This is a genomic window from Kribbella capetownensis (genome assembly GCF_004331485.1).
Lineage (GTDB): Bacteria > Actinomycetota > Actinomycetes > Propionibacteriales > Kribbellaceae > Kribbella > Kribbella capetownensis.
On the sequence record NZ_SJKD01000002.1, the window covers coordinates 675,001 to 701,150 of the forward strand.

General features: G+C 68.8%; 24 protein-coding genes and 1 riboswitch. Of the genes, 14 read left to right on the forward strand and 10 right to left on the reverse strand.

Annotated elements, in window-relative coordinates; all coding sequences use genetic code 11:
• Positions 1 to 165: 165 nt before the first annotated feature.
• The 3 genes from E0H75_RS13565 (at position 166) to E0H75_RS13575 (ending at position 3,121) form a co-directional block, all read left to right on the forward strand.
• Positions 166 to 969 carry a M48 family metalloprotease gene (locus E0H75_RS13565; protein WP_165553710.1) on the forward strand — a complete coding sequence of 268 codons (804 nt, stop codon included), beginning with the start codon at positions 166 to 168 and terminating at the stop codon, positions 967 to 969.
• Positions 966 to 2,618, forward strand: a complete 1,653-nt coding sequence (locus E0H75_RS13570; protein WP_131513842.1) for a type IV secretory system conjugative DNA transfer family protein — start codon at positions 966 to 968, stop codon at positions 2,616 to 2,618. Before E0H75_RS13565 ends, E0H75_RS13570 begins: the two co-directional genes overlap by 4 nt.
• Positions 2,619 to 2,890: 272 nt before the next feature.
• Complete coding sequence (locus E0H75_RS13575; protein ID WP_131513843.1) at positions 2,891 to 3,121, forward strand: hypothetical protein; 231 nt, start codon at positions 2,891 to 2,893, stop codon at positions 3,119 to 3,121.
• Positions 3,122 to 3,166: 45 nt separating this feature from the next.
• Here E0H75_RS13575 and E0H75_RS13580 read toward each other — a convergent pair whose 3' ends face one another.
• Entirely contained in the window at positions 3,167 to 4,288 is a 1,122-nt protein-coding gene (locus tag E0H75_RS13580) for a winged helix DNA-binding domain-containing protein (RefSeq protein ID WP_131513844.1), read from the reverse strand.
• 211 nt (positions 4,289 to 4,499) lie between these two features.
• Between E0H75_RS13580 and E0H75_RS13585 the strand changes: the two genes are divergently transcribed.
• The 5 genes from E0H75_RS13585 to E0H75_RS13605 all read left to right on the forward strand — a co-directional run bounded on the left by E0H75_RS13585 (position 4,500) and on the right by E0H75_RS13605 (position 9,962).
• Positions 4,500 to 5,960, forward strand: coding sequence for a M36 family metallopeptidase (locus E0H75_RS13585; protein WP_131513845.1), 1,461 nt, complete (start codon positions 4,500 to 4,502; stop codon positions 5,958 to 5,960).
• A gap of 40 nt (positions 5,961 to 6,000) precedes the next feature.
• Positions 6,001 to 6,936 carry an oxidoreductase gene (locus E0H75_RS13590; protein WP_131513846.1) on the forward strand — a complete coding sequence of 312 codons (936 nt, stop codon included), beginning with the start codon at positions 6,001 to 6,003 and terminating at the stop codon, positions 6,934 to 6,936.
• Positions 6,937 to 6,990: 54 nt separating this feature from the next.
• Positions 6,991 to 8,586 (forward strand): CocE/NonD family hydrolase, encoded by a 1,596-nt coding sequence (locus E0H75_RS13595; RefSeq protein ID WP_131513847.1) that lies wholly within the window; start codon positions 6,991 to 6,993, stop codon positions 8,584 to 8,586.
• A 193-nt stretch (positions 8,587 to 8,779) separates the two neighbouring features.
• Positions 8,780 to 9,616, forward strand: coding sequence for an aldo/keto reductase (locus tag E0H75_RS13600; RefSeq protein WP_165553711.1), 837 nt, complete (start codon positions 8,780 to 8,782; stop codon positions 9,614 to 9,616).
• Between the two features lie 3 nt (positions 9,617 to 9,619).
• Positions 9,620 to 9,687: riboswitch (guanidine-III (ykkC-III) riboswitch) on the forward strand.
• A gap of 20 nt (positions 9,688 to 9,707) precedes the next feature.
• On the forward strand, positions 9,708 to 9,962 hold the full coding sequence (locus E0H75_RS13605) for a CBU_0592 family membrane protein (protein ID WP_131350418.1): 255 nt from the start codon (positions 9,708 to 9,710) through the stop codon (positions 9,960 to 9,962).
• 9 nt (positions 9,963 to 9,971) lie between these two features.
• On the opposite strand, the gene E0H75_RS13610 is transcribed toward E0H75_RS13605, so the two are convergent.
• Positions 9,972 to 10,817 (reverse strand): hypothetical protein, encoded by an 846-nt coding sequence (locus tag E0H75_RS13610; RefSeq protein ID WP_131513849.1) that lies wholly within the window; start codon positions 10,815 to 10,817, stop codon positions 9,972 to 9,974.
• 241 nt (positions 10,818 to 11,058) lie between these two features.
• Here E0H75_RS13610 and E0H75_RS13615 point away from each other — a divergent pair, with 241 nt between their 5' ends.
• The 4 genes from E0H75_RS13615 to E0H75_RS13630 all read left to right on the forward strand — a co-directional run bounded on the left by E0H75_RS13615 (position 11,059) and on the right by E0H75_RS13630 (position 14,692).
• A complete protein-coding gene (locus tag E0H75_RS13615) occupies positions 11,059 to 12,093 on the forward strand; it encodes an AAA family ATPase (protein ID WP_131350422.1) in 1,035 nt (344 codons plus the stop codon).
• Between the two features lie 29 nt (positions 12,094 to 12,122).
• Entirely contained in the window at positions 12,123 to 13,082 is a 960-nt protein-coding gene (locus tag E0H75_RS13620) for a DUF58 domain-containing protein (protein ID WP_131513850.1), read from the forward strand.
• Positions 13,082 to 14,035, forward strand: a complete 954-nt coding sequence (locus tag E0H75_RS13625) for a VWA domain-containing protein (RefSeq protein ID WP_131350426.1) — start codon at positions 13,082 to 13,084, stop codon at positions 14,033 to 14,035. Before E0H75_RS13620 ends, E0H75_RS13625 begins: the two co-directional genes overlap by 1 nt.
• A gap of 159 nt (positions 14,036 to 14,194) precedes the next feature.
• On the forward strand, positions 14,195 to 14,692 hold the full coding sequence (locus tag E0H75_RS13630; RefSeq protein WP_131350428.1) for a DUF3145 domain-containing protein: 498 nt from the start codon (positions 14,195 to 14,197) through the stop codon (positions 14,690 to 14,692).
• A gap of 311 nt (positions 14,693 to 15,003) precedes the next feature.
• Here the strand turns inward: E0H75_RS13630 and E0H75_RS13635 are convergent, their stop codons facing one another.
• From E0H75_RS13635 to E0H75_RS13660, 6 genes are all read right to left on the reverse strand, one after another.
• Positions 15,004 to 16,434, reverse strand: coding sequence for an acyl-CoA carboxylase subunit beta (locus E0H75_RS13635; RefSeq protein WP_131513851.1), 1,431 nt, complete (start codon positions 16,432 to 16,434; stop codon positions 15,004 to 15,006).
• 78 nt (positions 16,435 to 16,512) lie between these two features.
• Complete coding sequence (gene fabF, locus E0H75_RS13640) at positions 16,513 to 17,748, reverse strand: beta-ketoacyl-ACP synthase II (protein WP_131513852.1); 1,236 nt, start codon at positions 17,746 to 17,748, stop codon at positions 16,513 to 16,515.
• A gap of 136 nt (positions 17,749 to 17,884) precedes the next feature.
• Positions 17,885 to 18,133: an acyl carrier protein gene (locus E0H75_RS13645; protein WP_130446978.1), complete on the reverse strand. Its 249-nt coding sequence runs from the start codon at positions 18,131 to 18,133 to the stop codon at positions 17,885 to 17,887.
• Between the two features lie 82 nt (positions 18,134 to 18,215).
• Positions 18,216 to 19,211, reverse strand: coding sequence for a beta-ketoacyl-ACP synthase III (locus E0H75_RS13650; RefSeq protein ID WP_131513853.1), 996 nt, complete (start codon positions 19,209 to 19,211; stop codon positions 18,216 to 18,218).
• 115 nt (positions 19,212 to 19,326) lie between these two features.
• Entirely contained in the window at positions 19,327 to 20,520 is a 1,194-nt protein-coding gene (locus E0H75_RS13655) for an ACP S-malonyltransferase (RefSeq protein ID WP_131513854.1), read from the reverse strand.
• A gap of 78 nt (positions 20,521 to 20,598) precedes the next feature.
• A complete protein-coding gene (locus E0H75_RS13660; protein ID WP_420323290.1) occupies positions 20,599 to 21,846 on the reverse strand; it encodes a PucR family transcriptional regulator in 1,248 nt (415 codons plus the stop codon).
• Between E0H75_RS13660 and E0H75_RS13665 the strand changes: the two genes are divergently transcribed.
• Positions 21,845 to 22,888 (forward strand): PHP domain-containing protein, encoded by a 1,044-nt coding sequence (locus E0H75_RS13665; protein ID WP_131513856.1) that lies wholly within the window; start codon positions 21,845 to 21,847, stop codon positions 22,886 to 22,888. The two genes, E0H75_RS13660 and E0H75_RS13665, sit on opposite strands and share 2 nt — an antisense overlap.
• A 52-nt stretch (positions 22,889 to 22,940) precedes the next feature.
• Positions 22,941 to 23,948: a pirin family protein gene (locus E0H75_RS13670; RefSeq protein WP_131513857.1), complete on the forward strand. Its 1,008-nt coding sequence runs from the start codon at positions 22,941 to 22,943 to the stop codon at positions 23,946 to 23,948.
• Here the strand turns inward: E0H75_RS13670 and E0H75_RS13675 are convergent.
• Entirely contained in the window at positions 23,914 to 24,456 is a 543-nt protein-coding gene (locus E0H75_RS13675) for a hypothetical protein (RefSeq protein WP_131513858.1), read from the reverse strand. The genes E0H75_RS13670 and E0H75_RS13675 overlap by 35 nt on opposite strands.
• A 74-nt stretch (positions 24,457 to 24,530) precedes the next feature.
• The gene (locus E0H75_RS13680) at positions 24,531 to 26,147 is read right to left on the reverse strand and encodes a helix-turn-helix transcriptional regulator (protein WP_131513859.1); all 1,617 of its coding nucleotides are present in this window, start codon (positions 26,145 to 26,147) and stop codon (positions 24,531 to 24,533) included.
• Positions 26,148 to 26,150: the final 3 nt, after the last annotated feature.

Sequence of the window (26,150 nt, forward strand, 5' to 3'; positions counted from 1 at the left end):
GGGGCGCCAGACGCTCCTGATAGCACCCCGGGTTCCTTCAGCCCCATCGATCAGCCTGCACAGCAGAAGCCTTCGCCGCAGGGTGTGCGGATCTCGGTCCCGTCAGCTGCGGAACTCCTACTTGGGATCCCTTGGGCGCTGTGGAGCTTCGGTGTTGTTTCCTCGGTGGCCTCGTGGATCTCAACCGGCTGGCTCGGCCTGTTGATCGTCGTCTTGTGGATCTTGTCGGGCCTTGTAATCGTCTTGCCGCCAACCGAGGACTACATCGCGAAGTACCTCTATCGTCTTCGTAAGCCGACACTGATGGAGCAGCAGAAGCTCGACATCGCTTGGAGTGCCGTCTGTAGTCGCGTCGGCGTGGACCCGGGTTATTACAAGCTGTGGGTCGAGGAATCCGACACCATCAACGGGGCCGCGGTGGCCGGCCGATCGGTTGCGGTCACGCGGTGGACGTTGAACAATCTTCCTCCGAGACAACTACAGGCGGTACTGGCGCACGAGTTGGGTCATCACCGTGGGGGCCACCCCTGGGCAACCTTGCTCGTGTTCTGGTATGCCCAGCCGGGACGCTTGGTCGTCTCCTTCGTGCAGGCCTTGTTCCGGCTCGGCGCGCGGGTTCCTGCTTTGGGTTGCCTGATCGTGGGGTTCTTCGCGCTCGCCATCGGCGGGCTGGTACTGAACTCGCTGCTCTTCGGGAAATGGGACTGGGCAGGCTACGCCATCGTGCCATTCCTGGTGCCGATTCCGTTGGCCTGGTTTGCTCGCAGATCCGAGTTGATGGCTGATCGCGTGGCTGCCGAACTGGGCTACGCGCGTGACACGATCGCCTTCCTGTATGACTTGCAGTCGCAGGGGGACGATGTGGCCAGGCGAGCCGCCGGCTGGCGCGGGGCTCTCTACGCGACCCATCCATCTGTCGCTGATCGGATCAGGACTCTCGAGCGTTACCTGAAAGCCTCGGGATCATGAACAAACGCCGAGAACAATTCGAGGCGCTGAAGAGAAAGCTCTCCGCCCTCGCCGGGGTTCCCGACGAAACGGAACAGGCGCCACCACCCGGATCTCAATCCATGCGGCAGCCTTGGGACGCGATTCGTACGTCGCATGCCGATCTTGCCCGGCAGTTGGACGAGCTCGCGGCTGCAGCGGACCTCGGCGACGTCGACCGAGCCCGGATCGCCCACGTCATCGGACGCTCGGGACATGACGCCGGAGAGTTGGAGCGCTTGGCTGAGGCCGTTCAACAGGACCACGGTGCGGCGCTGGTCCATCCGTCCCGTCAGCGAAACCTTCCGGGCACACGATTCGCCCTTCACAACCTCTTGGCCGGCCAAGTACGGCTTGGTGAGGTCGTACCCGATCATCGCAGCGACTACGAGGTCGTAGGAGATTTCGGGCTGGACCTGGATGTTCTGCGGACCTCCCTTCTGGTGATCGGGCCGCCCGGTTCTGGGAAGACCCGCGGCATCGCGATACCGATCGTCGAGCACCTCTCGCTTGCCGCGTTGACCGGCAAGGCGAGCATGGTCGTCATCGATCCCAAGTCCACGGACTTCGCCTATGACGGCTGGTTCGACGTCACGATCGATCCCCTCAATCCGACCTGCGGTTTCAGCCTGTTCGGTGGGTCGAAGACCGCCGACGTCGCCGCAGATCGCCTCGCATCGGCGTTGCTACCGCCGCGCGTCAGCGACGACAAGGCCTACTTCATCGATGCCTCGAAGAATGCGCTCTACGCATGTCTGGCGCCGTTCGAGGCAGCCTATGAGCGTTGGCCGACAGTCCCTGAATTGCTGGGATTACTTCGTGCTGACCAATCAGCGATGGACGGAGTCAAGTCTCGTCTAAAGGGCTCTGGCTCCAAGGAGATGAAGGCCCTTCTGGACACTCGGCGGGCCCAGACTCATCGGTCCGTGGATCCGGCCGCAAGTCTCGTCGAGAGGTTTGCCCTGCTCGACCGGCCTGCCTTGCGCAGGCTGCTCGATCACCCAGGTCCAACGTTCCAGATGCGGGATCTCAATCGGCCTGTCCGTGTTCGGGTCTCGCTGCCGGAGGCGGAGTACCCGGACGCCTCACGGATCCTCGCTCGGCTGGTCGTATCGCAGTTCGTGCAGATCACCTCGTCGAGTGAGACCGATCGATCGATCTTCAAGGGGCTCGTGATCGACGAAGCCGGTCGATTCGTCGACGACTACGTGGCCCGGGGTGTACAGAAACTGCGGTCCAACAACGCGGGCCTGGTGTTGCTGACCCAGACGATCTCGGACTTCCCGCCGGACGTTCGTGCGACCGTGTTCGGATCTACAGGTTGTAAAGCTGTGTTTGGTGGGATCGACCCAGAAGACGCCGACGTCTTCTCGCGCTGGTTCGGGGATCAGTACATCACCGAGACGACGATCAACCGGAGCGCCACGTCAGGAGTCCGGTACGACGAGTTCGGATCGGTAGGTGGGCGGTCCCAGAGTCACACATCTGGGTACAGCGCTCGCCGAGTCGAGCGGGCTCGCTGGACGGTCTCAGACATCATCACCGGCGTTCCGGCGGGGCATGCGCTGATCTCGCTGGCGCGGTCGAACGGTGCTCGGGTCGGGCCTGTCCTGGTCAACCTGCGGGCATAAGCAGACCGCGGCGCACGGAGCTGGATCCTCTTGATGCGCCGCGGTCTCATCGGCTTCAACGGTGTTAGCGCACCTCCACCGACAACAGAACCCTACCGGACGCGTGTACCCGGATGCACAGTGATCTGGCGGCTTCGGGCGGCCGGTTGCTAGCCTTTAAGGCACAGACAGAGGTACCACATGGTGCTTTCGTTCACTTGTGATCGATTCGCCTTGTGGTTGTTAGCGCAGCTCGTGGCGGTCTTTCACCTGTCCATCAGGAGCTGGATCCTATGGCTGTCGCTAACACCCGTTACAAGCGCACATCTTTTGAGAAGAGAGTTGAGCGTTGGAATGCCAACCTGGTTGCGTTGACCTCGTTGATGGGGACTTTGAATGGTTTGCTCAGGCAGACTGCTCAGGTTTTCCTGATCTTGGTTGCCGTGGTCGCGGTGTTCTCTCCGGGGCTTTTGCCGCTCGTGGCTGCGGTGTCGGCTCTGCTCTTGCAGATTCGGCGCGCGTAAGTACGGGACACAGCAGCCCGACCCTTGTGGTCGGGCTGCTGTGCGTCAGGCGGCGAGACGATCGACCTGGTGAGTTGCGCCCGGGTTGGTGAACGTCAGGAGGTTGTGGGCTTCGGATTCGATAGCGATCCAGGCGCTGCGGGTCAGGGGGACGAAGGGGGCTATTTCGAGGGTGGCCTGAGATTTTGTGGCTTGGGTGAGTTTCCACAGCGCTTTTGCTTGGCCGTTGTGGAGGACTGAGCCTTTGGTCAGGGCTTCTTGGAGGGTCAGGGATTGGCGGGTGGGGGTGTCTATCCAGCGGGTTCGGTTGGCGTGGGATAGGAGGAGGTTGTCGAATTCGGGGAGGAAGCGGGTGGGGGCTTCTATGTCTTCGGTGGGGAGGGGGATGGTGGGGAGGTCGTAGAGGGTTCGGCCGGTGGTGGCGTCGGTGTAGGGGCGGAGGTCCAGGCGGTCGAAGATCTCGGTGAGGCGGGTGAGGCCGGACCAGGTTTGGGCGTCCGCGACCGAGGCGGGGCCGTATGCGGCCAGGTAGCGCAGGACGAGGCGCTCGAGGGACGGGACCGGGTCGGTGGAGGCGGCGGGGTCGACGGGGGAGTTGAGCCAGAGGTCGGCGGTGGACATGGCGGGGTTGCCGCCCTTGCCCCAGATGCCGCGGGGTGGGGTCTGGATGGTGGGGAGCAGGCAGCGTACGGCGTGGGCCAGCGCGGCTGGTTCGCGGTCGGGCCAGAGCGGGCCGAGGTGCTCACGCAGTTGTACGGCGGTCGCCGGGCCGGCGGTCATGCGGTCGATGCCGGCTCGCAGTACGGCGCCGATGTCGAGACCCTCGAGGCGATGCCGGCCGTACGTCATGTTCTGGAACACTTCCCGCTCGAGCCGCGGCTGGATCAGCGGCCGGAATGCGAGGAAGTCACGGCTCGACATCAGGTGGATCGTCGCCCGCATCATCGAACCCCGGACCACCTGCCGCTCCTCCAGCAGTTTGGCGAGTTCCTCCGGCTGGAAGGACCGCAGCCGTGTCCACAATCCGACGTACGGCGCCAGTGGTGACTGCGCCTGCATGCCGACGAGATGCTCGATCGCCTCCAGCGCGGTCGCGTCCCGGCGTTCGAGCAGCCACTGCCGCTCCAGGGTGGCGCGATTCAGGGCCTGCAGGCTCAGCTTGGTCATGGCGGGATCCTCTCCTGTCCGTCGGGTTCGACGATAGGAGAAGAAGCGGCCAGCTTCAGTCCTCTATTCACCAGCAAGGTTTTCCCTTGCGGCGCCGGAATGGCGGGAAGTTCCGCTTCCCAGCGGGTGCCCGGGCGAACTAGGGTCTCGACGGATCGTAGTTGTTGCATCACGCAACACGAACGGGTTCGTCAACTGTGGGAGGGAACGTATGACGAAACGCCGCAAGGCGGTCGTGGCCGTCACCGCCGGACTGGCCACCATTTCGCTCGGGCTGTCCGTCACCAGCGCCGCGGGGGCCGCGCCGGAGACCACGACCCTGGGCAACCTGAAGTTGATCAGGACCAAGACGTCGCTGCTCGGCAAGCACTACTGGTACCAGCAGACCTTCAAGGGCCTGCCCGTCGTCAACGGGTACTACGCCAAGCACGAGACCAAGGGCGGCGGCGTCGAGATCGCCGACGGCCGGGACGCCATACCGGCGAATCTGGACGTGTCGGTGAAGGTGCCTGCGGCAACAGCAACGAGCAGCGCGAACAGCGTGGTCAGTGCTCGCGCTACCCGGGCCCGGATCGCCGGGCCGCACAAGGACGCCGTACCGGCGCCGGCCGCCACCCAGGGCGCGGCCCAGCTCGCCGTCGTCGGCGGCAAGGACGCGCGGGTCGTGTGGAAGGTGACCAGCAAGTCGGCCGAGGGCGTCAGTCAGTCTCTGGTCGACGCCAAGAGCGGCACCGTGGTCGAGTCGAAGGTGGTCAGCCAGAACATCGACGGCCACGGCTCGGTGTTCGACCCGAACCCGGTGGTCAGCGAGAAGAACGAGAAGCTGACCGACCAGAACGACAAGAACCAGGACGCCCTGTTCCTGGCGCAGAAGAACGTGATCCTGCGGAACCTGGACGGCTCCGGCAAGCTCAACGGCACGTATGTGAACATCGCCGACGCCAAGGGCGGGGTCGCACAGAGCAAGAACAACACCTTCGTCTACCAGCGCGCGAACAACAAGTTCGAGCAGGTGATGGCGTACTACCACGTCAACCAGACGCAGGAGTACATCCACCAACTGGGCTTCACCGAGGTGAACAACGAGTCGCAGGACTTCTCGATCAACACGTTCGCCGGCGACAACTCGTTCTACTCGCCGGACGACGACATGATCACGATGGGCGAAGGCGGCGTCGACGACGCCGAGGACGCCGAGGTGATCTGGCACGAGTACGGTCACGCGATGCAGGACGACGTGGTGCCGGGCTTCGGCGCGTCGCTCGAGGCGGGCTCGATGGGTGAGGGCTTCGGCGACTACTGGGCCGTCACCATGTCCGAGCCGGTCAGCAAGGGCTTCGAGCTGCCCTGCGTGATGGACTGGGACTCGACGTCGTACACCAGCACCGAGCCGCACTGCCTGCGTCGTACCGACACCGGCAAGACCACCGACGACATCGTCGGCGAGGTGCACGACGACGGTGAGATCTGGTCGAACGCGCTCTGGGACATCAACCGGGCGCTCGGCCGGACCAAGGCCAACAAGGTGATCCTCGAGGCGACGTTCTTCTACGACCCGGACACGTCGTTCAAGGCCGCGGCACAGGACACCGTCCAGGCCGCCCGGCTGCTCTACGGCAAGGCCGCCGCGCTGCAGGTGACCGACGCCTTCAAGGCGCGCAAGATCCTCTGACGGTCGCTCCAGGTTGTGCGCCCACAACTACTGTGGGCGCATGACCTGGAGTACGGCGGACATCCCCGACCTGACCGGACGACGCGCGCTGGTCACCGGCGCCACCAGCGGGCTTGGGTACGAGACGGCGCTCGAACTGCTGAGACACGGCGCCGAGGTGCTCATCGGCGCGCGCGATCCGGAGAAGGCCGCCAAGGTCTCCCAAGCACTTGCCGACGCCTCCGGCCGGCAGCCCACCGTCGTCGAGCTGGACCTGGCCGATCTGGCGAGTGTCGAGCAGGCGGCCGGCAAGCTCACCGCGACGTACGACGCGCTCGATCTGCTCGTGAACAACGCCGGCGTGATGGCGACGCCGTACCTGCAGACCAAGGACGGTTTCGAGCTCCAGATCGGCACCAACCATCTCGGGCATTTCGCCCTCACCGGCCGCCTGCTGCCGTTGCTGGTCCAGGCGCCCGCGGCCCGGGTCGTGACGGTCAGCTCGTTCATGCACACGACCGTCCGCGGGATCGCGCAGGCGGACTTCCGGCGGCCCGCCAGCGGCTACTCCAAGTGGGACGCGTACGGGAAGTCGAAGCTCGCCAACGTGCTCTTCATGCTCGAACTCGAGCGCCGCGCTCGCGCCGCCGGCGTGAAGCTGCTGAGCGCCGGCGCGCATCCCGGCTACGCGTCCACCCACCTGCAGACCAACGGCCCGGAGCTCGCCGGCCAGCGATTCATGGCCAACGTGATGCGCATCGGGAACACGCTGTTCGCGCAGTCCGCCGCGATAGGCGCCTGGCCGAGCCTGTACGCCGCGACCAGCCCAGACCTGCCTCCCGGCTCGTACGTCGGCCCCAGCTTCCTCGGGTTCCGCGGCAAACCGGCGCTCGCGCGTCCCACCCGGACCGCGCGGGACCCTGACCTGGCCCAGCGGCTGTGGCAGTGGTCGATCGAGGCGACCGGAGTGGATCCGGCACTCACCGTGCCGAGGTAGTGACACAGCGACAGCTTTTGGTTACCCTCCAGTAATTCTCGATGGAGGTCCCACGTGCGCAGACTCGCAGCCGCCCTCGCTGTCGCCCTTGCCGTTGCGCTCGCCCTGATCACCATCGGTCCGCGCGCCGAGGCCGACCAGTCCGCGCCAGGCTTCAGTACGTCGTACCAGCGCATCCCCGGCGCGGGCGGGACCGGAATCGGCGCCGTCGTGCTGACGCCGACCGGCCAGGGCGACGGGCCGTTCCCGCTCGTGGTGATGCCGTCGAGTTGGGGTGTGCCGAACGTCGAGTACGTCGGCCAGGGCGCGAAGCTGGCCAAGTCCGGGTTCCAGGTCATCGCGTACTCGAGTCGCGGCTTCTGGGACTCCGGCGGCGGCATCGACATCGCTGGCCCGCCGACCGTCGCCGACGTCAGCAAAGTGATCGACTGGGCCGACCAGCACACGCCGGCCGACACCAGCCGGGTCGCCGCGGTCGGGATCTCGTACGGCGCGGGCACTTCGCTGCTCGCGAGCGCGCAGGACCCGCGGATCAAGGCGGTCGGCGCGATGAGCGGCTGGGCCGACCTGATCGCGTCACTCGATCCGAACGACACGGTGGCGCTCCAGTCGGTCGCGGGCCTGCTTGCCCTCGGCAACATCACTGGCCGTCCGGGTCCGGAGATGGCCTCGCTGCAGACCAAGTTCGTCACCGGCAACTTCGACGGCGCGATCGCCGAGGCCAAGCAGTTGGCGCCGGTCAGGTCGGCCGCGACGATGGTCGACCAGATCAACGCGAACGCGCCGGCGATGTTCCTGGCCAACGCGTTCGAGGACTCGATCTTCCCGCCCTCGCAGTACACGGACTTCTTCACCCGGCTGACCGGCCCGAAGCGGCTGCTGCTCGCGCACGGCGACCACTCGACCCCTGAGGTGCCCGGCGCGATCGGCCTGCCCAACGAGACCTGGGACGAGCTCGCGGCCTGGCTGCGGCACTACATCGGCGGCGCGGACAACGGTGCCGACGCCGAGGCGCCGGTCCAGCTGAAGTCGCAACGCGGCGTCTGGCGTGGGTACCCGAACTGGGCCGCCATCGGGCAGCCGCGTACGGCGTACCTCACCAAGCCGACCGGGTTGTCGCGGACCGGCAGTCTCCAGACAAAGGCCTCGACAGGGTGGACCAGTCACATCGCCGCTGGCGTCCCGACCCTGGCGGACAGCGGCGTGGTGCTCGTTTCCGGCGCACTGCAAGGGCTTCTGTCGATCCCGACCGCGGTCGCGACTCCACTCGTGGACAGGTCGTTCGCGGGCGTCTGGTCCGGCCCGGTCTACACCAGTGGCGCGATCGTCAACGGCACACCGAAGCTGCATCTGACGGTCGAGCCGTCCGGTCCGAACACCTCGCTCTTCGCCTACCTGTACGACGTCAACGCGCTCGGTGTCGGCTCGCTGATCGCGCACAAGCCGTTCACCCTGCGCGACGCGACTCCAGGCAAGGCCGTCCCGATCGACCTGAGACTCGAGGCGACCAGTTGGGAGGTCCCGGCCGGCAACCACCTGGTCCTCGTGGTGGACACGGTCGACCCGCGCTACCTCGGCCGTAGCGTTCTCGGTACGTCGGTCACCTTCAGCTCCCCGTCGAGCGACCCGTCCTGGATCAGCATCTCGTGATCCTGTCCGCCGCCCGAGCGGTGACGGCGGTCGCGATCGATGCCCCAGGCAAGCGCACTCTCCAGCACTAGGCGACCCTCGAACCCCGGCACCGGCCCACGCCGGCCCTCTGAGGCGGGCAGGTTCGGGATGCGAAGTCGTCGCGTCTCACCGATCCTGGTAGGTACTGCCGACCATGGGAGGTGACAGTGCGATGGCCGCTCCCAGCCGAGCGCTCGCGCCCACCTCGGTAAGCAGGTTCCGGCCGCCCCGCTTCGGGCTGAGCGGTTCACGTCTCGGCGAACCACCGGGTCCGGACGGTGACGCGGCCGCGGTCGCCACCGTGGACGCGGCGTACCAGGCCGGCATCCGGTTCTTCGACACCTCCCCGGCGTACGGAGAGTCGGAACGACGTCTTGGTACGGCGCTGCAGCGGCGGCCGCGCAGTGAGTTCCTCGTGTCCACCAAGGTCGTCGGTGCGGACGCCGGCGCGTCGGTGCGGACGAGTGTGAAAAGGCTCGGCCTCGCGGTCGACCTGGTGCTCGTCCGCGACCCCGACGACGCTGCGCTCGAGGCGGCGTACCCGGTGCTGCAAGTGTTGCGGCGTAGGGGAGAGATCAAGGCAATCGGAGTGGCGTCGGGGGACTGGCGGCTGCTCGATGGACTGGTGCGCGATGTGGCTCTGGATTGCGTGTTGCTGTCCGGGCAGTACTCGCTCCTCGACCAGTCCGCGGCGCCGCTGCTGGATCGTTGCCTGGCCCGCGGCATCTCGGTGATCGTGTCGGGCATCCTGACCCGGCCGATCCTGCAGAGCGAGAAGTCCAGCGATCCCGTCGCGATCCGGGCACGGCGCATCTCCGCCGTCTGCGAGCGGTACGGCGTTTCGTTACCGCAGGCAGCACTCGCCTTCCCGGCAAGGCATGCCGCGGTTACGTCCGTGCTGATCGCGGCGGCCAGCCCGGCCGAGATCCGTGCCGACGCGGCCCTGGTCCGGCAGCCGGTGCCGGTCACCTTGTGGCGGGATCCGGAATTGGTGCGATTGGTATTCTGACCGCAGGATCCGCGGTCTGCGGTTCCCCGGTCGAGTGGCGTCGTACCCGGTCCACGACAAGACGGCGCCCGCCCCAGGAGGGGCCACTCCGATGCATGTCATCGACATTCTCGAGATCGCCGGCGCGGTCACCATTCTGGTCGCGTTCGCGGCGGCTCAGGCGGGCAAGCTTCGTCAGCGCACGCTCGCGTACCAACTGCTCAACCTGCTCGGATCAGGGGTGCTCGCGGTGATCGCCGCCGTCGAGTCCTCGTGGGGCTTCCTGCTCCTGGAGGGCAGCTGGGCCGTGATCAGCCTGATCGGCCTGCTCACCCTCAACCGAGGCCGAGAGCCCGCCACGCACTGAGCTATCGCGTCAGAACTTGTCGCCGGGGTTGGTCGGCGGCGTTCCCGAAGGCAGCGTCCCGGTGGGGGTTCCGGTCGTCGGCGTCGAACTCGTGGTCGGCGTCGGTCCGGTCGATCCGGTGTTCGGCGGCGGGGTGGTCGGGGTGACTGTCACCGTCACCGTGTTGCTCGGCGTCGGGATGACCGGCTCCGGCTCCAGCGGCTCGGCGTTGCGGAACAGCAACCAGGCCAGGAACACCGCCAGCGCCATGATGAGCGCCATTGTCACCAGCGCGAAGACCAGCGCCCAGCGCGAGGCCGGGCGCAGGATGTTCGGCCACGGCAGCGGCCAGATCCGGAACAGGCCCGGCCTGCGGCGCCCCTCCCAGTAGTGCCGGAAGTCCGGCCCACGGACCCGTCCGTTCTGCGGGACCCGGTCCATCAGTACGGCGGACAGCACGTCCTCGCCACGGCGCTCCGCGATCAAGCGCTCGTCCGACGCCGCACTGCTCCCGTCGTCGGTCCGGATCGGGCCGAGCGCGACCCACAACGCCAGGTCGTCGTCGTCCGAGTCGTTGTGCGCCAGTACTCCGTCGTCCGGCAACTCGTCGACGGCGTTCACGAACCGGTCGCGGGCGGCCGCGTCGTCCGCGGAGCCCTCGGTCATCATCGCGACCACGGCGCTCCGGCCGTCGTCGGCGCTGGCGGTGTACAGATAGCCGGCCGCGTTCGCGCCGAGGCGGCCGCGCAGCCAGTACTCCCCGACTCGCGGCGGGTCCTCCGGCAGCAGCGGCAGGGCGTCCGGGATCACCCGCGCAGGCGCGTCCTCCGGCGTATCCGCCGTACGCACCTCAGCCTGTGATTCCGTCGCAGTCATCACCTCCAATCCCACCACATCCCTGGTAGCACTGTCGCCACCGGGAGAACTCACCGGCTGTGACGGCCCCGATCGAGGCGTGTGAATTTGGGTCGATGGGGAGGATGGGGAAAGGACCTGGTGGGCCGTCGGAGCGGGGGACCCGGGGATCTGATGGAATGGCCGGAGTTGTGAGTGCGCCACAGCAGCGAGGCGGCGCGGAGATGACCAAGGTCCGTGCGCGGACCCCGGAAGGACAGGCATGACCGAAACCACTGTGCCGGCTGGATCGGTGGCCCAGCAGTCCCGGCTGATCGGCGAGGCCGTCACCGAGGTCAAGCGGGTGATCGTGGGCCAGGAGCACATGGTCGAGACGCTGATGGTCTCGCTGCTCGCCAAGGGCCACTGCCTGCTCGAGGGCGTGCCCGGTGTCGCCAAGACGCTGGCGGTGCGGACCTTCGCGTCGGTGGTCGGCGGCACGTTCGCCCGGATCCAGTTCACCCCCGACCTGGTCCCGTCCGACATCGTCGGCACCCGGATCTACCGGCAGACCCGGGAGGCGTTCGACATCGAACTCGGCCCGACGTTCGTGAACTTCGTCCTCGCCGACGAGGTGAACCGGGCCCCGGCCAAGGTGCAGTCCGCGATGCTGGAGCTGATGGCCGAGCGGCAGGTGTCGATCGGCGGCCAGACCTTCCCGATGCCGAAGCCGTTCATCGTGATCGCCACCCAGAACCCGATCGAGTCCGAGGGCGTCTACCCGCTGCCCGAGGCGCAGCGAGACCGGTTCCTGGTCAAGATCGACGTACCGCACCCGCGCGGGCACGAGGAGTTCGAGATCCTCCGCCGGATGAGCGTCGACCCGCCGGAGCCGCGGCAGGTGCTGAAGCCGGAGACGATCCTGGAGCTGCAGCGGTCCGCTGAGCAGGTCTTCGTGCACAACCTGGTCGCGGAGTACGCCGTCCGCCTGGTGATGGCGACCCGGACGCCGTCCGACTTCCACCTGCCCGACCTGGAGCCGATCATCGAGCTCGGCGTCAGCCCGCGAGCCACCCTCGGCATGATCGCGGCCGGGCGGGGACTCGCGCTGATCCACGGCCGCGACTACCTGCTGCCGAGCGACATCCAGACCGTCGCGCTGGACGTGATGGGCCACCGGCTCGGACTGACCTTCGACGCGGTCGCCGACAACATCGACCCGCGCGCCGTGATCGAGCGCATCCTGGCCACCGTCCCGCCGCCCCAGCCGGTCTGGCGCGACGGCAACGACGGCACCGGCCGCCCGGAGTTCGTCTAGTGGCCAACCGCCCCGACCCGCGAGCTGCGATGACGATCTCGCAGCTCGCTCCCGAGCGTGCCCTCCGGCGGCTGGAGCTGACCGTCGTACGGCGGCTGGAGGGGTACCTGCACGGGGAGCACCTGGGCCTGCTGCCCGGGCCCGGCACGGAGCTGGCCGAGGCCCGGGAGTACCAGGTCGGGGACGACGTACGACGGATGGACTGGGCCGTCACCGCCCGTACGACGGTCCCGCACGTGCGGGACCTGATCGCGGACCGGGAGCTGGAGACGTGGGCCCTGGTGGACCTGTCCGGGTCGATGGACTTCGGGACGTCGCAGCTGGAGAAGCGGGAGCTGGCCGTCGCGGCCGTCGCCACGGTCGGGTTCCTCACCCACCGGCTGGGGGACCGGTTCGGTGGCCTGATGCTGCGTGACTCGGCGCTGCGGCGCTGGCCGGCCCGGTCCGGGCGTCTGGCCCTCTACGGCCTGCTCCGGGCGCTGCTGGCCGAGCAGATGGGTGACCAGGAAGCGCACCGCAGTGACTTGGCCGCTGCCCTTGAATCGATGGCGCGCACCCAGCGCAAGCGGGGTCTGCGCGTGGTCGTGTCCGACTTCCTGACTCCGCAGGACGGCGAGGTCGACAGCCGGCTGGAGCCGTCCTGGGAGCGCGCGATGCGCAAGCTCACCGCGCAGCACCAGGTGCTCGCGGTCGAGATCGTCGACCCGCGCGAGCTCGAACTGCCGAACATCGGCGTGGTCACGATCGGTGACCCGGAGACCGGCGAGGTGCGCGAGATCGACACCCGCCGGCGCAAGGTCCGGGAGGCGTTCGGGCTGGCCGCACTCGCGCAACGGGAACGAACCCGGATCGCCCTGCGTAGGGTAGGTGCGGGGCACTTGGTCCTGCGCACCGACCGGGACTGGGTCGCCGACACCGTGCGGTTCGTGCTCGCCTACCGGCGAGTGGCGCCCCGCCTGCACCAACCGCCGAAGGGAGTGGCTCGCTGATGGAGTTCCTGTCTCCGGCCAGACTGTGGTTCCTGCTGATCATCCCGGTCGTGCTCGCGGCGTACATCTTCCTGCAGCACCGCCGGTCGCAGTACGCGCTGCGCTTCACCAACATCGCCCTGCTGGACCGGGTCGCGCCGAGGCGGCCGCAGTGGCGGCGGCACCTGGCCGTGGGCCTCGCGCTGCTGTCCGCGCTGTCGTGCATCGTGGCGTTCGCGCAGCCCAAGGACAAGGTCAAGGTGCCGCGCGAACGGGCCACCATCGTGGTCGCGATCGACGTGTCGCTGTCGATGATGGCCACCGACATCGAGCCGAACCGGCTCGAGGCGGCGAAGAAGTCGGCGAAGAACTTCATCAACCAGTTGCCGGGCAAGTTCAACGTGGCCCTGGTCAACTTCGCCGGTACGGCGTCCATCATCGTGCCGCCGACCACCGACCGGGCGACCGTACTGCGTTCGGTCGACGGCCTGGAGCTGGCCGAGTCGACCGCGACCGGTGAGGGCATCTTCACTTCGCTGCAGGCGCTCACCCAGGTCCCACCGGACCCTGACCACCCGAATGACCCGGCCCCGGCCCGGATCGTGCTGCTGTCCGACGGGAAGCGGACAGTCGGCCGGACGGCGCAGGAGGGCGCGCAGGCCGCGAAGGCGAAGAACACGCCGGTCTACACGATCTGCTTCGGCACCGACTCCGGCTTCATCGAGATGGACGGCATCCGCCAGCGGGTGCCACCGGACCGGGCCGAGCTGCGCAGCGTCGCCGAGATCAGCGGTGGCGAGGCGTATACCGCGGAGTCCGCGGGCGAGCTCGAGGACGTCTACAAGGACATCGGCTCCTCGGTTGGGTACGACGAGGTGGACAAGGAAGTCACCGCCCGCTTCGCCGGTATCGCGATGCTCTTCACCCTGGCCGCCGCCGGTGCCTGTATCGCCCTGGCGTCCCGGTTCCCGTAACCCCGACCAGAAGCGCGACACGGCCGTGATGTAGTTGACACGGCGAGGTTGCTGGTGTTGGTGGGGTCGGTGGTGCAAGATGTACGCAGAGTTCCGCCGGGAACGACGCGGCTGTTCGAGAACGCTGGGGAAGGCGCCCCTCGAGCACAGGAGGTCCCGGTGGCGACGACTCGTGGCGTTCTTTACGTCCACACCGTGCCGTCAGCGTTGTGCCCGCATGTCGAGTGGGCCGCGGGCGGCGTACTCGGCGTGCCTGTGAAACTTGACTGGACGCCGCAGCCCGCAGCTCAGGGCACCTATCGGGCCGAGCTGTCATGGCAGGCCGAGGCAGGGACGGCGGCCAAGCTGGCTTCCGCGCTGCGCGGATGGCAGAAGCTCCGGTTCGAGGTGACCGAGGAGCCCAGCAACGGCGTCGAGGGCGAGCGGTACTCGTTCACCCCCGACCTCGGTGTCTTCCACGCCACCACCGGCGTCCACGGCGACATCATGGTGCCGGAGGAGCGCCTGAAGGCGGCGATGCTGAAGGCAGCCAGCGGTGAAGCCGACCTGACCGAGGAAGTCGAACGCTTGCTCGGTCGCCCCTGGGACGACGAGCTCGAACCCTTCCGGTACGCCGGCGACGGCGCACCGGTGCGATGGCTCCATCAGGTCGTCTGAACGGAACCTGAGAACTTCAGAAGAAAGCCATGGCGGGCAGCGACTTCCCCGAACTTTTGGATGAGACTGAGCATCAGACATCTCACTAGGGTGGGAGGGGCCGTGGCCGCTGGGCCACCGGGTGTCGGGACACCCCCGGTTGTCGAACAACAGCGGCCGCACCACGTGAAGGGCGCGGACCTCAGGGTCCGCGCCCTTTGTGCGTGTCTGGGCGTGCAGCTCGACAGGAGGTGTGTCGCGAAACCCGGCCGCTGACGCCGCGCGCAGGCGTGGCGGACGGGCCGAGCCGCCGACACGTCCTGTCGAGTTGTTCAGAGCGGAATGTTCCCATGGTGCCCGCGGGTGCGGCCGGTTGCTTCGGCGTCGGCGATCGCGGTGGCCAGGGCCGTGCGGGTCTTGGCCGGGTCGACGACCTCGTCGACAACGCCGATCTCGCGGGCACGGTCGATGCCTCCGGCCAGCTTCTCGTGTTCGGCAGCGAGCTCGGCCTCGACCTGAGGACGCAGTTCAGGGTCGACCTCGGCGAGCTTGCGCCGGTGCAGCACCCGGATCGCGGCGACCGCGCCCATCACGGCGACCTCCGCACGCGGCCAGGCGAAGACCCGGGTGGCGCCGAGCGACCGCGCGTTCATCGCGATGTAGGCGCCGCCGTAGGTCTTCCGGGTCACCAGCGTCACCCGCGGTACGACGGCCTCTGCGAACGCGTGCAGGAGCTTCGCACCACGCCGTACGACGCCGTCCCACTCCTGACCGACACCGGGCAGGTACCCGGGCACGTCGACCAGGACCACCAGCGGTACGCCGAACGCGTCGCACATCCGGACGAACCGGGACGCCTTCTCCGCCGATAGGGCGTCGAGGCAACCACCCAGCCGGAGCGGGTTGTTCGCGATCACGCCGACGGTGCGACCGCCGAGCCGGCCGAGCGTGGTGACGATGTTCGGTGCCCACCGCTGGTGCAGTTCGACCGAGGAGTCCTCGTCGAGCACCCCTCCGACCAGCGGATGGACGTCGTACGCGCGCTTGGCCGACTCCGGCAGCAACCCGGACAGGTCGGTGTCGGGAACGTCGGTCGCCACCGTCCCCTGGTTCGCGAGCAGATCGGTGACGCGCCGGGCCCGCTCGATCGCCGCGGCCTCGGAGTCGGTGGTGATGTGGACGACGCCGGACCGCCGGCCGTGCGGCTCCGGCCCGCCGAGGCGGAGCATGTCCACGTCCTCACCGGTGACAGAACGGACCACATCCGGCCCGGTCACGAAGATCCGGCCCTCCGGACCGAGGATGACGATGTCGGTCAGCGCCGGCCCGTACGCCGCTCCGCCCGCGGCCGGACCGAGGACGACGGAGATCTGCGGGATCTTCCCCGACGCCTGCGTCATCGCGTAGAAGATCTTCCCGACCGCATGCAGGCTGAGCACGCCCTCGGCCAGCCGGGCGCCGCCGGAGTGCCACAGGCCGATGATCGGCACCTGCTCCTGCCGGGCGACCTCGTACGCCCGGACCACGACGTCACAGCCTTCGTCGCCCATCGCGCCACCCATCACCGTGGCGTCGGAGCAGAAGGCGATCACGGGTGCGCCCTCGACGGTCCCACGCGCCGCGATCATCCCGGACAGGTTGTCCGGAGTGATCAGCTCCAGGCTGCCGGGGTCGAGCAGGGCGGTCAGTCGGGTGACCGGGTTGCGCGGGTCCTGCTCGCGGGGCAGCTTGACGGGCTTGGGTACTACGGGGGCGGTGGTCATAGGTCCTCCGGGGTGAGAAGGAAACTGCGGTGCCGCCCGGCGTACGGCGTACCGTCCGCCGGGCGACTGGCGGCTGGGCTACACCGTCTTGAAGGCGATGGCGGCGTTGTGACCGCCGAAGCCGAACGAGTTGTTCAGCGCCGCGAGGTCCCCGTCGGCCAGCTTGCGCTGTTCCGTCGCGACGTCCAGCTCGATCTGGTCGTCGAGCTTGTCCACGTTGATGGTCGGCGGCACCAGCCGGTGGTGCAGCGCGAGTACGGTCGCGATCGACTCGACCGCACCGGCCGCGCCGAGCAGGTGACCGATCATCGACTTCGGCGCGGTCGCCACCGCGTGGTCGGCGTCCTTGCCGAGCGCCAGCCGGATCGCCAGCGACTCCGCGATATCGCCCTGCGGGGTCGAGGTGGCGTGCGCGTTGATGTGGGAGATGTCGGCCGGGGTCAGGTCGCCCTCGACCAGTGCCCGCTCCATCGCCCGGCGCGCACCGGACCCGGTCGGGTCGGGTTGCGCGATGTCGTGGCCGTCGGCGGAGATGCCCGCGCCGGCCAGCTCGGCGTAGATCTTGGCGCCGCGCGCCTTCGCGTGCTCGTACGACTCCAGCACCAGGATCCCGGCGCCCTCGCCGAGCAGGAATCCGTCCCGGTCGACGTCCCACGGCCGGGAGGCCTTCTCCGGCTCGTCATTGCGCTTGCTCAACGCCATCATCTGCCCGAACGCCGCCAGCGGCAGGGCCATGATCGCGCCCTCGGTGCCACCGGCCAGTACGACGTCCGCGCGGCCGAGCCGGATCTGGTCCAGGCCGAGCGCGATCGCTTCGTTGCCCGAGGCACAGGCCGAGACCGGGGTGTGTACGCCGGCCTTGGCGCCGAACTCGAGGCTCACGTACGCCGCGGACGAGTTGGGCATCAGCATCGGGATCGCCAGTGGTGACACCCGGCGCGGGTTGGACCGCAGCGCGTCGTAGTTGGACAGCGTGGTGTGCAGGCCACCGATGCCGGACGCGACCGCGACCCCCAGCCGCTCCTTGTCCAGCCCGGAGTCCTCCAGACCGGCGTCGGCCCACGCCTCGCGGGCGGCGACGACGGCGAACTGCGCGTTCCGGTCCAGGCGGCGGGCCTTCACCCGCTCGAGCACCTCGGTGGGCTCGACCGCGGCCGGGGCCGCGATCTGGACCGCGAGGTTCTGCACCCACTCGTCGGTGAGCCGGCGCGCGCCGGAGCGACCGGCCAGCAGGCCTTCCCAGGTACCGGACACGTCGCCGCCGAGCGGCGTGGTGGCTCCGAGCCCGGTGATCACGACTCGGGTCTTCGACATCTTTACCTCATCCTTTGCGAGATCTGGGGGACAGGAGCGAGGGGTGGGTGGTGCGCTGTCACTGTGGGCCGGTGTGTGGTGCTCATCGGACGGATGGTCCGATGAGCACCGGCCAGCACACGGGAACGGCGGGTGGTCAGCCGTTCTGGGCGCGCTCGATGAACGCGACCGCGTCGCCGACGGTCTTGAGGTTCTTCACCTCGTCGTCGGGGATCTTCACGTCGAACTTCTCCTCGGCGGCCACCACGACCTCCACCATGGAGAGCGAGTCGACGTCGAGGTCGTCGGTGAAGGACTTGTCCAGCTGGACGTCCTCGACCGGGATGCCGGCGATCTCGTTCACGATCTCGGCGAGGTTGGAACGGATCTCTTCGGTGCTGGCCATCTTCTCGGTTTCCCTTTCGGATCTGCTTGGGCTACTTCAGCCGGGCCGGCCACCTGAGCCGCCCCGGACAACTATGGAGGTACTACGGCACCCGGATGACCTGGGCGGCGAACACCAGGCCGGCGCCGAAGCCGATGACGAGCGCGAGGTCGCCGCTCTTGGCCTCGCCGGACTCGCGCATCGCGGTGATCGCCAACGGGATCGAGGCGGCCGAGGTGTTGCCCTGCCGTTCGATGTCGCGGGCAACCTTCACGTGCGCGGGCAGCTTCAGCGCCCGGCGCATCGCGTCGGTGATCCGCATGTTCGCCTGGTGCGGCACGAACAGGTCGAGGTCCTCGGCCTTCACGCCGGCCACGTCGAGCGCCTGCTGCGCGGTCTTGGCCATCTCGAACGACGCCCAGCGGAACACCGGGTTGCCGTCCATCGTCAGGTGCGGCCACTGGTAGCTGCCGGCCGCCTCCTGCCACGACTCCTTCTGGCTGATCACCCGGTGCTGGGTGCCGTCGGAGCCCCACACCACCGGGCCGATGCCGGGCTCGTCGGTCGGCCCGACGACTGCCGCACCCGCTCCGTCGGCGAAGATGAACGCCGTACTGCGGTCGGTCCGGTCGGTGATGTCGCTGAGTCGCTCGACCCCGATCGCCAGCACGTACTTCGCGCTGCCGCCGCGGACCATGTCGTTGGCCATCGCGATGCCGTAGCAGAAGCCCGCGCAGGCGGCGGAGATGTCGAACGCGGCCGCGGTCGGCGCGCCTACCTCGACCGCGATCTGGGTCGCGATCGCCGGGGTCTGGTACAGGTGCGTGACGGTCGCGACGATGACGCAGCCGATCTGGGCCGGGTCGATCCCGGAGTCCTTCAGTGCGTCCTTGGCGGCGTTGACCGACATCATCAAGACGGTCTCGTCGTCGCTGGCCCAGCGGCGTTCCTTGATGCCGGACCGGGTCTGGATCCACTCGTCACTGGAGTCGATCTGCTCCAGGATCTCGGAGTTCGGGACGACGCGTCGCGGCCGGTACGACCCGATGCCCAGGACACCGGCGTACGTCGAGCCTGTCGACGGCGTGATCGTGGTCATTGGGCCTCCCGGCCCGGACTGAGGAGCGCAGGGAGCGAAGCGAGTGGAGTGACGAGGGAAGGCCGGGAGTCAAAGCCCGATGACCCGCCGCGCCGGAGGCGTGGCATCAGCACAGTCATGAGGACGCTCCGTTCGGATGGAGGCGGACCAGCGGCTGCCCGGGGGCGACCGGGTCGCCCTCTTCGACCAGCCACTCGACCACGATGCCGCCGTGCGGCGCCTTGACGTCGAGCTCGTCGCGCAGGCTCTTCACCTTCGCCACGACCTCGCCGGCGTCGACCGTGTCACCGGACTCACGGCGTACCTGCTCGGAGCGGGTGAAGGTGCCCTTCATTGGCGCGACCAACAACCGCCAGGTCGGGGACGCGTCGATCTCGGACGGGCTGCCGTGCTTGTCCACGAACGCGCGGGCGTCGTCGAGCTGGTCCGGGGTCTTCAGCGCGAACGTCTCGACACCCTTCAGCGCGCGCCTCGCGATCCCGGTCAGCGTGCCGGCCGGTGGCAGCTCCAGGATGCCGGTCACCTCGAGGTCGGCCATCGTCTGCATGCACAGATCCCAGCGGACCGGCGCGTTGACCTGGGTGACGAGCCGGCGCAGGACGTCCTGGCCGTCGTGCACGACCTGGCCGTCGCGGTTCGAGATCAGGCGGGTGCGCGGGTCGTGGGTGCTGATCGCGGTCGCGTACCCGGCCAGGGTGTGGACCGCGGGCTCCATGTGCTTGGTGTGGAACGCGCCGGCCACCGACAGTGGGATCAGGCGGGTCTTGGCCGGCGGGTCCGCGGCGAGCGCGGCCAGTTCCTCGACCGTGCCGGCGGCGACGATCTGGCCCGGGCCGTTGTCGTTCGCGGGGGTCAGGCCGTGCTCGGCCAGCTTGGCCAGGACCTCGTCCCGGTCGCCACCCAGTACGGCGGTCATCGAGGTGGCGGTCTGTGCCGCCGCGGCCGCCATCGCCTTGCCGCGCTCGCGGACCAGGACCATCGCCTGCTCGGCCGTGAGTACGCCGGTGCCGGCCGCGGCCGCGATCTCGCCGACGCTGTGCCCAGCGACCGCGCCGACCTTGGTGAAGGCGTCGGCGGGGTGCGGGAACACGGCCAGCGCCGCCAGCAGGCTGGACGCGACCAGGAGCGGCTGCGCGATCGCGGTGTCCCGGATCGTGTCCGCGTCGGCCTGCGTGCCGTAGTGGGCGAGGTCGAGGCCGGCCACCGCGGAGAGCCAATGGAGCCGGCTCTCGAACACCGGATCGGCCAGCCACGGCTCGAGGAAACCTGGGGTCTGGGCACCCTGACCGGGCGCGACGATGACGAGCACGTGACAACTCTCCCTGAGCCGGGCCGTCCGTGCCCCTGGAAGGGGCACGAATTCTACCGGGCCGACTTTGTAGGGATCCTACAAAACGTAGCTTCCGGGCTCGGGATTGAGCAGGCGGCCCAAGGTCAGTGCGACACGAAGTGTGAAAGCGTCTCGCGGGTTCAGCGGGTGGTAGCCCGTGAGCTCCGCCACACGCTTCAGCCGGTACCGGACGGTATTGGCGTGGATGAACATTGCTCGCGCGGTCGCCTCGATCGAACCACCCGAGTCCAGATAGGTCGAAACGGTGTCGAGGAGGACCCCATCCCCTAGTGTGAGCGGGCCGTAGACGTCAGTGGCCAGTTGCCGGCGGGCATGGCCGTCTCCGGAGAGTGATCGTTCGGGAAGCAGTTCGTCGGCCAGGACCGGGCGTGGCGCGGCTGGCCAGGCGGGCGCCGCGCGCAGTCCGGCGACGGCCGCGCGGGCCGACGTCACGGCCGCCATCAGGTCTTTCACAACCGGCCCGACGACGATCGGTCCGGGTCCGAACCAGTGAGCCAGCCTTTGTACGATCTCGACAGGTTTGCTCGTACCACCGAGTACCACCACCAGGCGGTCGCCCTGCATCGCACACAGAGCGTCAGCACCGGCCTCGCGGGCGGCGTACCGGACCGCGTCGGCGACGTTGGCGTTTCCCTCGCTGGCCGGAGCGCGGCCGACGACCACGGCGATCTCGGCGGATCCCGACGTACCGGACGATCCGGTCCAGCCGAGGGCGGAGGCGCGAGAGCGGACGGAGTCGTCGGCCTCGCCGCGGATCACGGCGTCGACGACCAGCGCCTCCAGCCGGTCATCCCAGGCGCCACGCAGCTCCGCAGCTTGGGCGTAGACGGTGGCGGCCGCGAACGCGACCTCGCGGGCGTAGCGCTGCATCGCCTCGCGCACCACCGGTACGTCGTCCGGCGGCAGCAGGTCGCCGATCGTGGTCTCGATCATCTCGATCGTGGTGCGGACCAGGTCGACGGTCTGGTGCAGCGAGATGACCCGGGTGAACTCCCGCGGAGCGGAGCCGAAGATCCGGGTCGGCATCGAGGGGTGCGCCTCGGGGTCGCGGAACCAGTCGACGAACGCCGTGATGCCGGACTGGGCGACCAGCCCGATCCACGACCGGTCCTGCGCCGACAGCGTGCCGAACCACGGCAGTTGCTCGTCCATCGCCGCCATCGCCGCGGTGGCGAGCGCGCCGGTCTGATTCTGCAACCGATCAGCCCGCGCGAGATGCGCCTTGGTCGCCCGCTTAGCCACGTCCAGACCATAGCTCCCATGTCTTCGGCATGATGGGCACATGACGGACAACGCGGGTGTGGCGGATGCGGTCGCGGCGCTGCGGGCGATCGGGTACTACCTGGAGCGCGACCAGCAGCCGACCCACCGGGTCAAGGCGTACCGGCGGGCGGCGGACACGATCGCCGCGCTGCCACCCGCCGAGGTTCGCGCCCGTCGCCGGGCCGGCACGCTGACCGAGCTGGCCGGGATCGGGCCGAAGACCGAGGCCGTGATTCTCGAGGCGATGGATGGCGCCACCCCGTCGTACCTGGTGAAGCTCGAGGAGGCGGCCGGAGACCTGACCACTGCGGGCCGTGCACTACGTGCGGAGCTGAAGGCGGATCTGCACCTGCATTCGGAGTGGTCCGACGGTGGCAGTCCGATCGAGGAGATGGCGCGTACGGCGCATCGCCTCGGGCACAAGTACATGGCGCTGACGGACCACTCGCCGCGGCTCACCGTTGCGAACGGACTGTCCCGGGAACGGCGCCTGGAGCAGATCGAGGTCGTTGCCGAGCTCAACAAGAAGCTGAAGGACGAGCTGGACGGGTTCACGATCCTCAACGGGATCGAGGTGGACATCAACGAGGACGGTTCGCTGGACTGCGACAGCGAGATCCTGGCCCGGCTCGACGTGGTCGTCGCGAGTGTGCACTCCAAACTGCGGATGGCGTCCGAGCCGATGACCGAGCGGATGGTCCGCGCGGTCGCGAACCCGCACGTCGACATCCTCGGCCACTGCACCGGCCGCCTGGTCACCGGCGGTCGCGGCACCCGGCCGGAGTCCGAGTTCGACGCCGAGGTGGTCTTCGAGGCCTGCCGCCAGTTCGGTACGGCGGTCGAGATCAACTCCCGCCCCGAACGCCTCGACCCTCCCAAACGCCTACTGTCCCTGGCCGTCGAGATGGACTGCGTCTTCTCCGTCGACACCGACGCACACGCCCCCGGTCAACTCGACTGGCAACCCTACGGCTGCGAGCGCGCCGAGGAATGCGGCGTCCCCGCCGCCCGAGTCATCAACACCTGGGACCAACCCACCCTGCTGGAGTGGACTCACTCCTGAGAGCTCAGCCGAGCAGGTCCGACCCCAGCCGCGGCGGCGTAGATTTGCTGGTATGAGCGATCTGGAGAAGGACCCGGCGGAGGTGGTCTCGACCGGGGACGGCGAGGGGCCTGTGGTCGAGTTGCTCGAGGGCCGTGAGGTGGTGCTGGGGCGGTCGACGAAGGTCCGGCGGCTGCTGCCGAACAAGAACCGCCGGATGGTGGGCGCGTGGTGCTTCGTGGACCACTACGGGCCCGACGACATCACCCACCGGGTCGACTCGTACGACGTACCGGGGGAGCGGGGGATGCTGGTCCCGCCGCATCCGCACACGAGTCTGCAGACGGTCAGCTGGCTGTTCGAAGGGGAGATCGAGCACCGCGACAGCGTCGGATCGCACGCGTACGTCCGGCCCGGTGAGCTCAACATCATGACCGCCGGCAACGGCATCGCGCACTCCGAGGTGTCGACGCCGACCGCGCCACCGACCCTGCACGGCGCGCAACTGTGGGTCGCGCTGCCCGACTCGGTGCGGAGTACGACGCCGGCGGCGTTCGACGCGTACGCCGACCTCCCCGAGCTCGAGCTCGACGGCGCGCGGGTCACCGTGATGGTCGGCACCGTCGCCGGTGTCACCTCGCCGGCCCCGGCGTACACGCCACTCGTCGGCGCGGACGTCACCGTCCAGCCGGGCCGCACGCTGACCCTGCCGCTGACGCCTTCCAACGAGTACGCCGTACTGATCGTGGACGGATCGCTCACGGTCGGGGACCTGACGCCCGGCTTCGGCGAGATGGTCTACGTCGGCGCCGGCCGGGAGTCCGTCGACGTGGTTGCCTCCGACAACGGTGTCCGCTTCCTGCTGCTCGGCGGCGAGCCGTTCGAGGAGCAGCTGGTGATGTGGTGGAACTTCATCGGCCGCTCGCACGAGGAGATCGTCGCCGCCCGGGACGCCTGGCAGGCGGCAATCGGGGCCGGTGGCAACGACCGCTTCCCGATGGTGCCCGGGTACGACGGCGATCCGCTGCCGGCTCCGGGGCTGCCGGCTATCGCGCTGAAACCAAGGCCGCGGGCGCGCTGACCTGACGACGGCGGCGGTAGTACGCCCAGGTCAGGAGCAGGACGGACGGACCCCACAGTTGCAGCGGCGCGTAGCAGGTGATCATCAGCACGGCCGCGCCGGTGCTGCCGAACGGGATGAAGCTGTCGCTGAAGACGTCCCGGAACCCGTAGGTCCAGATCGCGATCAGTGACAGCCCGCCGAGGATCGCCGGGATGATCGCGGCGTACGGCGCGACCCGGCGACCGCCGATGAACGGGATCCACGCCGGTGCGACCTCGCCCCACCGCTTCACCAGACCGAAGGTGATCAGCGCGACTCCCTCGGCGAAGATGGTCAGGCAGACGACGTACAGATGCTCTCCGAAGCCGTGCAGGTGAGCCGGCTGGCCGGAGTCGTCGAGCATCCCCATCGACGAGCCCGCGACCAGACCGAGACGCCACAGCCCGGACGGCAGGGTCATGAACGGGATCGCGTGCGCCAGGCCGTACGCCCAGCGAGGAACAGGTCGCTCGGTTGTTTGCTTCACGCTACGAGCATCTGGCCGCGGGCGGTCCCGGGACCTCACCCGCGGGAGTGAACCGGCTCCCTCCGGAGAACCTTTCAGAGCAGGTCGTGGTCGCGGGCGTACGCCGCCGCGGCGGTCCTGGACGGTACGTCGAGCTTGGTGAAGATGTTGGTCAGGTGCCGCGCGACGGTCTTGTCGCTCAGCACCAGTTGCTGCGCGATCTCCGCGTTGCTGCGCCCCGCCGCGACCAGACGCAGTACCTCGATCTCGCGGGCTGTCAGACCGCCCACGCTGTCGCGGTGCAGCAGTCTCTCGACCTCCTGCCGCGCCGGGACCGTGCCGAGCTCGTCAAAGCTGCGGTGCGCTGAGGTCAGCTCTGTGAGGGCCGACTCCTCGTCGTCGAGGATCCGGAACGACCGCCCGATCAGCACCTTCGTCCGTGCGATCTCGTACGGCGCCTGAAGCGTGCTCCACAGCCGCAACGCCTCCCGGGCCTGCGGCAGCGCCTGGTCCGGGTCACCCCGCTCCAGCGCCACCAGGGCCAGTGAGTACGCCGCCGCCGCACGCAACCCGGCACACCCGAAACCGGCGGCGATGCCGGCCAGTTCTCTGGCGGCCGACTCGGCCTCGTCAACGGCGCCACCGGCCACCAGGACCTCGACGGCTGGTGCCAGCAGGCGGGATCGGAACACCGGCCCCATCGTCTCCGCGAGCAAACGCCGTACCGTTGCGACTGCCGCGGAGGTGCGGCCACGGGCGAGCAGCAGCAGCGCCCGGCCGGGCTGAGCGTCGTAGCCGAATCCGGCCGCCTCGTCGTAGGAGCTCTCCGCCACGGCAAGGTCGCCGCGGATCCGGTGGACGTCACCACGCTCGCTCAGGGCGAGTCCGGCCGCCGCCTGGGAGCCCGACGCCGCATAGCGCCGGCAGGCGTCGTCGAACTCCTGCACCGCGTCGCCGTAGGCGCCGTGCAACCGCAGGATCTGACCCCGGTGTACGGCGCACTGGCCGGTGAACGGCACCAGATCGGGCTGGGTGTCGCACCACCGGGTCAACGCGGCCGTCCACGCGGCCGCGCGGGAGTAGTCCTGCACCTCCTGACAACCCTCGATCATCGCGCAGTAGGTGTTGCCCGCGAAGATCGGCGACAACTCGCCGGCCGCGACACCGACCATCGCTTCGTCGAGCAGGGCCAGTCCCTCCGGCACGCGACCGGAGTACATCAGCATCCGGCCCTGACAGACGAGGCCCTGGGCCAGCAGATCGGCATCGCCGAATCTGCGGGCCACATCGGTGATCTCGCCGCCGACGCGCAACGCTCCGCCCAGGTCGCCCTGCTCGAGCCGGCGGTAGAAGTCGTGCACGAGCAGGTAACCGCGCTCGACCACGTCGCCCTGGTCCACGAGCAGCCGCTCGGCCCGCGCGGCCCAGCCGCTGCCGATCGCGACCTCACCGCGGGTGTTCAGCACCAGCGCCAGCCAGAAGGCGGCCCGGACCGCGCCCAGGATGTTGCCGTCGTCAACTTCCCGCCGGTAACCGCGCTGCAGCGAGCGGACACAGGCGTCGTCGTCCCCGACCAGGTACGCGGCGGTGGCCAGCGTGAGCAGGTCGCCGGCGCCCAGGTCGGTGGCGGACGACAGCCGGTCGTACGCCGTCGCCCAGTCCCGCCGGTCGAACGCCGCCCGGGCGCGCTCCAGATCCTCGACTATGCCCATCGC